This is a genomic window from Turicibacter sp. HGF1 (assembly GCF_000191865.1).
GTDB lineage: Bacteria > Bacillota_I > Bacilli_A > MOL361 > Turicibacteraceae > Turicibacter > Turicibacter sanguinis.
Genome location: NZ_AEXQ01000061.1, coordinates 1 through 9,550 on the forward strand (window position 1 = coordinate 1; position 9,550 = coordinate 9,550).

Annotated in this window: 10 protein-coding genes and 1 tRNA gene; 2 read left to right on the plus strand and 9 right to left on the minus strand. The window is 34.0% G+C overall.

Going from position 1 to position 9,550, the window contains the following annotated elements; genetic code table 11:
• The coding region (locus tag HMPREF9402_RS05935) for a hypothetical protein (protein ID WP_009606839.1) at positions 1-284 on the minus strand (284 nt) is incomplete at its 3' end.
• 218 nt (positions 285-502) lie between these two features.
• Between HMPREF9402_RS05935 and HMPREF9402_RS05940 the strand changes: the two genes are divergently transcribed.
• Positions 503-1,156 (plus strand): M48 family metallopeptidase, encoded by a 654-nt coding sequence (locus tag HMPREF9402_RS05940; protein ID WP_006785127.1) that lies wholly within the window; start codon positions 503-505, stop codon positions 1,154-1,156.
• A gap of 80 nt (positions 1,157-1,236) precedes the next feature.
• Here HMPREF9402_RS05940 and HMPREF9402_RS05945 read toward each other — a convergent pair.
• From HMPREF9402_RS05945 to HMPREF9402_RS05980, 8 genes are all read right to left on the minus strand, one after another.
• Positions 1,237-1,313, minus strand: a tRNA-Arg gene (locus HMPREF9402_RS05945).
• A 144-nt stretch (positions 1,314-1,457) separates the two neighbouring features.
• A complete protein-coding gene (locus HMPREF9402_RS05950) occupies positions 1,458-1,922 on the minus strand; it encodes a GNAT family N-acetyltransferase (RefSeq protein WP_009606838.1) in 465 nt (154 codons plus the stop codon).
• Between the two features lie 66 nt (positions 1,923-1,988).
• Positions 1,989-2,759 carry an SDR family NAD(P)-dependent oxidoreductase gene (locus HMPREF9402_RS05955; protein WP_006785129.1) on the minus strand — a complete coding sequence of 257 codons (771 nt, stop codon included), beginning with the start codon at positions 2,757-2,759 and terminating at the stop codon, positions 1,989-1,991.
• 230 nt (positions 2,760-2,989) lie between these two features.
• On the minus strand, positions 2,990-3,700 hold the full coding sequence (gene rnc, locus HMPREF9402_RS05960; RefSeq protein WP_006785130.1) for a ribonuclease III: 711 nt from the start codon (positions 3,698-3,700) through the stop codon (positions 2,990-2,992).
• 144 nt (positions 3,701-3,844) lie between these two features.
• Positions 3,845-4,849 (minus strand): phosphate acyltransferase PlsX, encoded by a 1,005-nt coding sequence (gene plsX / locus HMPREF9402_RS05965; RefSeq protein ID WP_009606840.1) that lies wholly within the window; start codon positions 4,847-4,849, stop codon positions 3,845-3,847.
• A 115-nt stretch (positions 4,850-4,964) separates the two neighbouring features.
• Positions 4,965-7,010 (minus strand): ATP-dependent DNA helicase RecG, encoded by a 2,046-nt coding sequence (gene recG, locus HMPREF9402_RS05970; RefSeq protein WP_006785132.1) that lies wholly within the window; start codon positions 7,008-7,010, stop codon positions 4,965-4,967.
• Between the two features lie 111 nt (positions 7,011-7,121).
• A complete protein-coding gene (locus tag HMPREF9402_RS05975; protein WP_006785133.1) occupies positions 7,122-8,762 on the minus strand; it encodes a DAK2 domain-containing protein in 1,641 nt (546 codons plus the stop codon).
• A 14-nt stretch (positions 8,763-8,776) separates the two neighbouring features.
• Complete coding sequence (locus HMPREF9402_RS05980) at positions 8,777-9,142, minus strand: Asp23/Gls24 family envelope stress response protein (protein WP_006785134.1); 366 nt, start codon at positions 9,140-9,142, stop codon at positions 8,777-8,779.
• Between the two features lie 209 nt (positions 9,143-9,351).
• Between HMPREF9402_RS05980 and rpmB the strand changes: the two genes are divergently transcribed.
• Positions 9,352-9,543, plus strand: coding sequence for a 50S ribosomal protein L28 (gene rpmB, locus HMPREF9402_RS05985; RefSeq protein ID WP_006785135.1), 192 nt, complete (start codon positions 9,352-9,354; stop codon positions 9,541-9,543).
• Positions 9,544-9,550: the final 7 nt, after the last annotated feature.

The following is a 9,550-nucleotide window of genomic DNA, read 5'->3' on the forward strand; positions in this document are numbered from 1 at the left end:
TTTTTTATTATATTAACGACGTTTTGTCGCATTTTTATTTGATGCTGTTCTTTTTTGACACAAAGTGCCGTCATCTGTGATTTAATTTGATGATAAGTTACCGGATCAAATAAAAGATCATTCCAAATTTTCACTTTATTATCTCGAATCCCGCAAATCACTTGTTCATAGTTAGGATACTTAATCACAGCAATCCCTTGTTTTGTTTTAATCTCAACGATTACTTCTTCTTTTCCTCTTGTTTCAAATTTTCTTGCGACTCCCTCTTGAGTATGTTCCCACATATTTAACCTCTCCTTTTAGTATGATTAGTTTTTGGATTGGTGATTCAATGAACACCGTGTATTTTGAGCTACAATTAACCATATGCTTAAAAAAAAGTTTTATGATAAAAAAGAATCCAATTTCTTTAAACTTTTTATCACTTGAATCCACCTCTCAATCCCTTCGGATTGTGTGATATAATAAGTTATATTCTTTAATTAAATACCGGAGACCTACTATGCAAATCACAATTAAGAACAAATCAATTATATTTGATATTCAATATGGAAAACGAAAAAAAATGGTGCTAGATATAACACCAGAGGGACATATCACCTTGAAGGTACCTCAAAAAACATCGGAACAAGCTATCCATGAATTTATGAATTCAAACGCTAATCTGTTACTAAAAGTTCAAGAAAAGATAGAGAATCGAAAATATATCTCAAACGAAAAATCCTACGATAAAGAAGAAATTTTCCTCTATCTTGGAAAAGGTTATCATCTTAATCAACTCATTCCAGAAATACCTGAGTCAGAGAAAGAAATTCAAAAGCAACTACAACAATTTTATACCACTCAAACGAAAAAGATCATAAAAAAACGTGTTCAACATTTTGAAAAAATCATTGGCGTCAAAGCTAAAAACGTCACTGTGGTAGACTCCCCTAAAACATGGGGAACTTGTGATTCTAACAAGCAACTTACATTCAACTATAAACTGTCTATGGCCCCAATTGAAGTGATTGATTACGTTGTTATTCACGAGCTATGTCATATTTTTCATATGAACCATGACCGCTCTTTCTGGCGTAAGGTTGGGATGTATGATGTGAACTTTAAACAACATCAAGACTATCTTTCAAGATTTGGAATCGTCATGACCATTTAAAAAGGCACTCCCATGAGAGTGCCTTTTTATGAACAAAAAAAGACCACCTAAATAAGTAGTCTATGATTAACAAATAAAAATGGCGCGCCTGGCAGGAGTCGAACCCACAACCCTCTGATCCGAAGTCAGATGCTCTATCCAATTGAGCTACAAGCGCATAAGATTTACATTTATTATCTTATTTAATATTATACTCTACATCATTTTCTTCGTCAACCAAATATCTGTTAATTATTAACAAACATTACTATTCAAGAATGAAAGATAATCGAGTTCTCTTGAGTTACCTTTCATCCTTACTTTATTTGATCGGGGTTCTCATCACATTTCGAACATTCATCAAACCTTCTTTTTCATAAAACATTAAGGCTGCCTGATTATTAGCTAATACACTTAGCTCAATATACTCTAATTGACGGTCTTTCCCCCAATCCTTAGCCGCCTTAAATAATTCATGTCCATATCCACATCCTCTATATAAAGGATCCACAACTAAATGTACTAAATAAACATAATGACGCTTGAGTAAAGATGGAAGATCAATTGATTCTAATTGCTCAACAAGAGCAAGTCCCCGAATTTCACCTTCATCTTCTAACAATAGATAATCTGCTTTCTCATTCAATAAATACTGCTGCACCCAATCGATATCTTCACTTATTTTTTTAAAATCATCCGGTTGCAACTTGGACATCATTTGATTGAGTTCATTATTTAAACGAACAATTAAATCGATATCCTCAACTGTCCCTAGCCTTACTTTCATACTCTCACCTCTTAATGATGATTGTATTAGCTAGAAACACAATTTATGACTAATAAAATAGTTGGATTACTTTTGTTTTTTCAATTGATTTCGATAAACGAGCATACGGCCCCATTTTCTTGGAATAAAACGATTAAAAAATAACAAAAATCGATTAATCATTCCTGGAACAATGACTTCTTTTCCTTTTAACATGCCTGCAACTGCAATTTCAGCCACTTCTTCTGCTGTTTTAATTTTAGTTGATGCCACCTGAATATGTGCACGTTTTTGAAAATCTGTATCAACTGGACCTGGACATAAAACACTTACCTTAACGTTTGATTTCTTCATCTGTAGCTCATAAGAAATGGCTTCTGTTAATTGTAAGACATACCCTTTTGTAGCATAATAACTCGCCATTAAGGGACCAGATTGAAAGGCTGCAGTTGAAGCGACATTCATCAGATATCCCTTATCTTGCTCCACAAAATCTTTTAAAAATAATTTACTCAAAAGATGTAAACTTTTAATATTTAAATCAATCATATTTAATTCATTCTCTAAGTTTATCTCGATAAAGTCACCAAATAATCCAAATCCTGCATTATTAATTAAACCCTCGATAGAATAAATCTGACAAGCCTCATAGAGCAATTCCGTTTGCTTCATATCCGATAAATCAAACGGCATCACTTCAACTTTCACTTTATATTTTTTTAAAATATCAGATTTTAATTGTTTTAATAACTCTTCTCTTCTTGCTACTAAAATTAGTGAATACCCACGTTTTGCAAGTGCATAACAAATGGCTTCTCCTATCCCTGATGAAGCTCCCGTTACAACAAAATAACCCACAATAACTCCTCCTTGTAAAAAACAAAAAGAAGAAAGCAAAACCATACTTTAAACAAATAAAGTTTTGCATTCTTCCTTCCTATCATTCATCTAGATATTTACAAAAATGGTTTCAATATTTCTTTCATCAGCCTTAACACGTAAATGTATTGGATACAAAGGTTCCGATTATCTAGGTAACTATTTATTGCTATTAAACACAAATCTAGACTAATCTCTTTAACAATAGATTATTTTTTTTCATGATTCTTCGCTAGAATCTCTATTGCACCTTTAGCTGCTTGTTGTTCAGCTTCTTTTTTAGTTTTTCCAATTCCACGTCCAAGCGTAATCCCATCCAATAAAACAATAGCTTCAAATGAACGATTATGAGCTGGACCTGTCTCAGAAATAATACGATATTCAATTGCTTTTTTAGAATCTGCTTGCACAAGTTCTTGTAACGTACTTTTATAATCAAATACTTGTGTCACTTCACCTTGTTGGTAAGCTTTATGAATAATCTCATGAACAAATGAGTAAACCGTGTCCATTCCTAAATCAAGATACATCGCCCCAACAAATGCTTCAAACGCATCAGCTAAAACCGTTGGACGTTCACGACCTCCAGAATTTTCTTCACCACGCCCCAATAACATTAACTTTCCTAAGTTTAAATTACGAGCATAAGACTCAAGTGATGGCTCACAGACAAGTTGGGCACGAATCTTCGTCATTTCACCTTCTGAAAGAGAAGGTTTTAAATTAAAAAGGTAGTTTGAGACTGTTAATTCTAAGACCGCATCTCCTAGATATTCTAATCGCTCATTATCTTCAATTTTTAAATGGCGATGTTCATTAACGTACGATGAGTGAGTAAAAGCCTGACAATAACGATCTAGTTGACGAAACGCAATCTTATTTTCTTTTAAAAACTCCGCTAATTGATCTAAATATGCCAAAATATTTCACCTCCATTCAAATTCCAAATAATTATAACCCTTTTCCAGGCTTTTCACAAGAGATTCGTAAAGAGTCGAGTGTTTTCGACGAAAATAGAAGTAACAAGACATTTCTACATCTATTTTCAACTGCAAATCAGATGACTATTCAACATTTTCTCTCAATGCTTGACTAATTTTATTCACGACATCTTGTGAAACAGCTTCACGTGCTTGACGAATCGCATTCATTATAGCAAGAGAATCCGATGATCCGTGAGCTTTGATAACAGGTGCTGTTACCCCAAGTAACATTGCTCCCCCTACCTCTGAAGCATCCATTCGCTTTTTAATACGGCTAAAAATTGGTTTTAAAATTAAAGCCCCTACTTTTCCTCGTGTTGAAGACATTAATTCTTCTTTTAATAATGAAAAGACTGATTTTGAAGTCCCTTCTACCGCTTTTAAAGCAATATTTCCAGAGTATCCATCTGCCACAATGATATCTACTTCACCAGAAATCATTGTTTTTCCTTCCATATTTCCAACGAAGTTAATCGAAGAATCCCCTTGAATCAATTTAAATGCTTCTTTTTGAAGGTCTGTTCCTTTTCCTTCTTCTGTTCCAATATTTAATAAAGCAACACTTGGGTTTTGAATATGTAACACTTCTTTGGCATAAATTGAAGTAATTTTCGCATTCTGATATAAATATTGAGGTTTGGCCTCACTTGTTGCTCCAGCATCACATAAAATCGTATATTTATTTGCTTTAATCGTCGGCATAACAGGAGCTAAGGCTGGACGCTCCACTTCTTTCAAACGTTTTACAACCAACGTTCCCGCTGCAATTAACGCACCTGTAGCTCCTGCTGAAACAACCGCATCAATTTCACCAGCTTTAGCATCTTTACAAGCACGTACCATTGAAGAATCTTTATATTTTCGAATGGCCATGGCAGGATCTTTAATATCCATCGGAATCACTTCTTCACAATGAACGATTTTAATACGCTCGTGTGGTTCCTTCATATATTTTTTTATTTCATCCGCTTGCCCATATAACAAAATCTCAATATCATTAAATTTTTCCACTGCTTCATAAGCACCTAATACTGGTTGTTCTGGAGCAAAATCGCCACCCATGGCGTCTAATCCTATTTTAAACATTTCATGTCACCTCATTCATTGACGCTAATTCCTTAGCATTCATTCATCTTATAAAAAAACAACTATTACCATTATAAACTATTTCAAAGGTTTTCGACACCTAACTTTTCTGATTTTAATCAAATTGATGCATCTCATTGGCCACCGTTGATTCGATATAATCGCGTAGTGGTAAATATAAATTATTTTGTTTAAATTCATCTGAACTGACTAAACGATAAGCATCTTGCATCGCAACTTGTAAAATATTAAAATCTTGTACTAAATCCGCCATTTTAAACACTGGAACCCCTGACTGCTTCTCCCCAAAGAAATCTCCAGGACCACGAAGTTTTAAATCAGCTTCTGATATTTCAAAGCCATTCGTTGTCTGAGTCATAATTGTTAGTCTCTCTAAGCTCGCTTCATTTTTAATATCACTCATCAATAGACAATAGGCCTGTTCACTTCCACGTCCAACACGTCCCCTTAACTGATGTAATTGCGATAATCCAAATCGGTGGGCATCATAAATGAGCATCAAATTGGCATTTGGAACGTTTACTCCAACCTCAATCACAGTCGTTGAAATTAAAATTTGAGAACGATTCGCCACGAAATCATCCATTACAGCATCTTTTTCAGCTTGAGACAAACGTCCATGCATTAATCCGACCTTTGCCCGTCCCTGAAAATGGTGTTGCCACAAATGATACACTTCTACCGCATTTTGTACATCCATCGCTTCAGATTCCTCAATTAGTGGGGTAATAACATACGCCTGTTGACCTTTACTTAAAATCTCATCTTGAATAAAATTTAATGCCCGATCTAACTTTCCACTATCAATTAAATAGGTTTCAACAGGTTTACGCCCTTTAGGCATTTGAGTAATCGTTGAAACATCCATATCACCAAAAGCTGAAATTGCAAGCGTTCTTGGAATTGGCGTTGCTGTCATCATCAATACATCTACAAATTCACCTTTTTCACGTAACATTTTTCGCTGATTGACTCCAAAACGATGCTGTTCATCCGTTATGACAAGTCCTAAATTTTGAAAGACAACTTCTTGTTGAATAATCGCATGAGTTCCAACGAGCAGATTAATTTCACCTTGTCTTAACTTTTCTAAAATTTCACGTCGTCGTTTCCCTTTAACCGAGCTACTTAAAAACTCTATGTTTACCTCTTTAAACGGGGAAAAGAGCTCACAAAATGATTTATAATGTTGTTGCCCAAGTATTTCAGTTGGAACCATTAAAGCCGTCTGAAAACCAGCTAACATTGTCATAAATAAGCTCACAGCTGCTACAACTGTTTTTCCTGAACCTACATCCCCTTGTAGTAATCGATTCATCCGAGTGGGACTCATTAAGTCTGTTTTGATTTCAGATAATACAGTCAACTGTGCCTCTGTTAATTGAAACGGCAATTGATGAATGAATTGCTCCACTTTCATCTCATCAAAACATTTATTCGCCCCTACTTTTTCATGTTTCGTTTGATGACGTAAATATTGAATTTTAAGCTGAAACTTCAATAATTCCTCATATTTAATACGGCGTTCAACTTGACGTACTTGTTCTTTATTCTTTGGAAAATGGGCAAATGATACAGCATCCTTATATGAAATTAATCGATAAGATTGTTGCAAGTCGAGTGGAAGATCATCATTAATCAGTGAGTGAAATTGTTCATAGGCTGCTTTTACTATTTTTTTAAATGTTTTAGTTGGAATTTCCTTTAAAGAATAAACTGGCTCAATTCCTCTTCCCTCTGCACTCCCAATGATAATATCTGTCGCTGTAATTACCTTACGTCCTAAATCCCATTTTCCCGTCACGGTAATTAAAGTATCTAACTTTAATTGATTTTTTAAAAATTGACGATTAAAGACAACGACTTTAACGACTTCATGATTAACTAACACATTAAAACTCATACGAGCCTTCATTTTTCCATAATATTGAACACTACAAGCTGTAATGACTTTTGCTTCAACGGTAATTTTTTCTTCATGCATGGCGTGATGAATATCAATCAATTCATAATTTTCATAGCGATAGGGAAAATACTCTAATAAATCTTTTACCGTCACAATTTTAAGTTGAGCCAACTTTTCAACCATTGCTTTGCCGACCCCTTTAACTTCTGTAACTAAAATTTCATTTAATGACATTTTCTCACACCCTTTCAAATCATCATTTTTTCTTATATTGTATCATAAAGTGTCAATTTAAATATGAAAAAAGACGTGTTAAATGATTAACACGTCTCAAATCTCATTCTATTACTCAACTGAGATAATGTATGAATAAACAGGTTGTTCTCCATTGAAAATCGTTACTTCTACGTCATCATATTTGTTTTCAATGTACTCTGCTAATTCATCAGCTTCATCTTCATCTGTTCCTTCACCGTAAATGATCGTTACAATTTCACTATCTTCATCAATCATTTTATCAACTAAAGCACAAGCACTTTCAAAACGATCTGGTACTGATACAACAATATCTTTATCTAAAATTCCGATAAAATCATTTTCCTTAATGTCAACACCATTCATTTGTGTATCACGAACAGCATATGTAACTTGTCCTGATTTTACTTCTGTAATAGCTTGTGTCATTACTTCAGTATTTTCAGTAACAGATGCATTTTCATTAAACATAATTAATGATGTATAACCTTGTGGAATTGTTTTTGACGGAATAACAACAACATTAATATCTTCTGTTACTTGAGCCGCTTGATTAGCTGCCATGATAATATTACTATTATTTGGTAAAATAATAATATTTTTTGCATTTAATTCATCAATTGCCTTTAAGAAGTCTTCTGTTGATGGATTCATTGTCTGTCCACCTTCAATCACATAATGACATCCTTGTTCCTCAAATAAGTGCTTAATCCCTTCACCTGCAACAACTGAAATAATTCCATATTCCACTTGTTCTTTTGTCGCTGGCATAGCCGGTTCAGAACTATTTTGTCCGATAATTTCATTGTGTTGTTCTGTCATATTTTCAATCTTTAACTTCACAAATTCACCATGTTTTTGTGCTAATGTTAAAGCTTCTCCTGGTGTTAAGGTATGAACATGAACTTTAACAATGTCTTCATCTTGAACAACGACAATCGAATTTCCTAACTTTTCCAAACGTCCGCGGAAAACTTCTTCTTTAAATGGAGTGCGTTCCTCATCTAAACGTAAAATGAACTCTGTACAATATCCAAATTCAATTTCATCACTGCTTAATGCCATTTGAGCTGATTCTTGTGTCGTTTCAGATACTTGTTCTAAATTAATTACTTCACCTTTTAAAGCTTTTAAGAATCCTTCAAAAATATATGTTAACCCTTGTCCACCACTATCAACAACGCCTACCTCTTTTAAAACAGGTAAAAGATCTGGTGTACGATCCAATGAAATTTGCATTTCATTTACGACTAGTTCATATAAATCAGTGATGGTCTCAACTGTTTCATATTTGCAAACAGCAGCTTCAGCCGATTCACGAGCAACAGTTAAAATAGTTCCTTCAACTGGCTTCATAACTGCTTTATAAGCTGTTTTAACACCACTTTCAAGTGCAAAAGCAATCTCTTCAATACTCGCTTCGTCTTTCCCCTCAAGACCTGTAGCAAATCCTCTAAATAATTGTGATAAAATAACACCTGAGTTTCCACGGGCACCCATTAATAAACCACGTGATAAAACTTTTGCTACTTTTCCAATTGAGGCTTCATTTAAAGAAACTAACTCTTTTGCTCCCGCAGTCATAGTCATACTCATATTTGTTCCTGTATCTCCATCCGGAACAGGGAATACGTTTAATTGGTCAACATATTTAGATTTGTTGGCTAAGTTATTAGCTCCATTTATTACCATTTGTTTAAATACGATACCATTTATCTGTTTCAACGACATGAACAATACTCCTCCTAGCGATCTAAACCTTTAACACCTTGCACAAACACATTAACTTCTTTAACATGTTCTCCAAAAGTTTTTTCGATCACATACTGAACTTTTTTCTGAATTTCAAAACATACTTCTGATACTTTAATTCCAATTCCAACAATTACATATAAATCAACGATTAACTTATTATTGTCATCGGCGCGTAATGTAACACCTTTACTATAGTTCTCTTTACCTAAAACAACGGCTAATCCATCTTTAACAAAATTCTTTGAAGCCATCCCCACAACACCATAACATTCTGTTGTAGCATTTCCGATGACTGTAGAAAGGGCATCTCTTGAAATGTCGATTCGACCATATTCATTTTTAATTTGGACTGTCATGATTGACAAACCTCCCTCATCGCTATATTCTTGATATCATTTTACTATATATTATACACCATGACAAATGAAAAATGTCAATCAAGGCGACTAAAACAACGGAAACAATACTATTCTCTGCAATTATTTCAAAAAAACTTGATAATTTATAAAAAATGTGATAAATTAATATGAGTCTTAGATAGTTAGTGAAGTAAGGAGGTTTGACTATGGCTCGTGTTTGTACAATTACAGGACGTCGTACGACAACAGGAAACGCTCGTTCTCATGCAATGAACTCTTCAAAACGTACTTGGAAGTCTAACGTTCAAAAAGTTAAAATCTTAGTAAACGGTAAACCTAAAAAAGTATACGTTTCTGCTCGCGCATTAAAATCAGGTAAAGTAGAACGCGTTTATTAATAACAAT